We start from the raw sequence: 1,662 nt of genomic DNA on the forward strand, positions 1-1,662 counted from the left end.
CCCCATGGCGCTCGCCCCCGAGACGACCCTGAAGGCCTGTCCGCTCTTCAAGGGCTTCACCGACACCGGCATCTCCATCTTCGCGGCGGCGGCCGTGTCGCGCGCCTTCCCCAAGGGGACGGCCTTGTTCACCGAGGGCAAGGCGGGGGACTCGCTGTTGATTGTCGGTGAGGGCACGGTGCGGCTGAGCGCCCGGAGCCCCTCGGGCGAGGACGTGCCCCTGGGCGAGGTGACTGTCGGTGAGCCCCTGGGCGAGCTGGCGCTCGTGCAGAAGGGCGAGCGGCTGTGCTCGGCCACGGCCCAGACGGACGTGATGGCGCTGGAGATCCGTTCAGCGGACTTCCAGAAGCTGCTCGCGCAGAAGCCGCAGGCCTGCATCAAGCTGCTGATGGGCATCGTCAGCCACTTCGGCGCGAAGGCCCGGGACAACCGGGACATGCTGCGCACGCTGGTGGCGCGGGCCCCGGGGACCTGAACGGCTGTCGGACGGGTGGCGCCGGGCTCGTGCCGGGAGGCCGGAAAGGCGAACGGTCCTGCCACCCGCACCCGAGGTGGTTACTGTGCTCGCCAGGAGCCCCTCCAGGCTCCCAGGCTGTCGCACACCGTGGGTGAGGGTAGACATACGGCCGACGGCTTTCGTGATGTGGCGCGGACGCTTGAGGTGGGAAGCTGGGCGGCCGGAGTTTTCAACTGCCTCACCCGGTTGATGGCTGGGTGATGGACGGGCCGGCCCGGGTGGTTGCCGAGCGGCCCTTCTGGAAGTGATTGGACGGAACGACGCGTGGAAGAACTGCTCACCAACCTGCTCGGTAGCTCCCAGGGCCTCTTCGCCTACTTGTCCGTGTTCGCCATCCTGGTGGCGTGCGGTCTGGGCGTGCCGCTGCCCGAGGACATCTCGCTCATCCTCGGTGGGTTCCTGGCGCACAAGGGCGCGGCCCACCTGCCGGTGATGATGGCGGTGGGGTTCTTCGGCATCCTGGTGGGTGACAGCCTCATCTACCTGGCGGGGCGCCGGCTGGGCACGAGGCTGGGGCGCGACCCGGGGGCGAAGGGCGGAGGGTTCTTCTCCAAGATCGTCACGCCGGAGAAGCGGGCGAAGGTGGAGTCGCTCTTCGTCACGCACGGCCAGAAGATCGTGATGATCGCCCGCTTCATGCCGGGCGTGCGCGCGGTGACGTACTTCACCGCGGGCTCCGTGCACATGTCGTACTGGCGCTTCATCTTCTGGGACGGGCTGGCGGCGCTGCTGTCCGCGCCGGTGTTCGTGTGGCTCGGGTTCCACTTCGGTGGCGAGCTGGACATGGTCATCCGCAAGCTGAAGGACGGCCAGGTCGTGGTGATGGGGTCGTTGGCGGTGCTGGCGGTGGGCTACTTCGTCTACCGTCGCCGCAAGAACGCGAAGCTCAAGGCCGAGGCCGCCGCCAAGGAGCAGCTGACGCCGGTGGCCCTGCCGCCCGTGCCGGAGACGCTGGAGAACAGCATGTCGTCGACGCGCGCGGCCAGCCCCAGCGCCTTCTTCGACGTGCCCGCCGACAAGGCGCCCGCGTCCGAGCCGGACCTGAACGCGCACAAGTAGTCACCGTGCAGCGGTGACGTGGTTCACGGACCCCGCCCCCTCGAAGGAGGGAGCGGGGTTCTTCGTTGCGGGCCTCGGTGGTTACG

2 protein-coding genes are annotated in these 1,662 nt (G+C 69.0%); both read left to right on the top strand.

Annotation, left to right across the window (positions count from 1 at the left end):
* The first annotated feature begins 4 nt into the window (after positions 1-4).
* Positions 5-475, top strand: a complete 471-nt coding sequence (locus D7Y11_RS13405) for a cyclic nucleotide-binding domain-containing protein (protein ID WP_120577619.1) — start codon at positions 5-7, stop codon at positions 473-475.
* A gap of 306 nt (positions 476-781) precedes the next feature.
* A complete protein-coding gene (locus tag D7Y11_RS13410) occupies positions 782-1,576 on the top strand; it encodes a DedA family protein (protein WP_120577620.1) in 795 nt (264 codons plus the stop codon).
* The last annotated feature ends 86 nt before the right edge of the window (positions 1,577-1,662 follow it).

Origin of the sequence: Corallococcus sp. AB018 (assembly GCF_003986945.1) — a bacterium.
Lineage (GTDB): Bacteria > Myxococcota > Myxococcia > Myxococcales > Myxococcaceae > Corallococcus > Corallococcus exiguus.

Bases quoted from the DNA above. Each gene is read 5' to 3' on its own strand.
- D7Y11_RS13405 (WP_120577619.1), top strand. From the start codon at position 5: ATGGCGCTCGCCCCCGAGACGACCCTGAAGGCCTGTCCGCTCTTCAAG.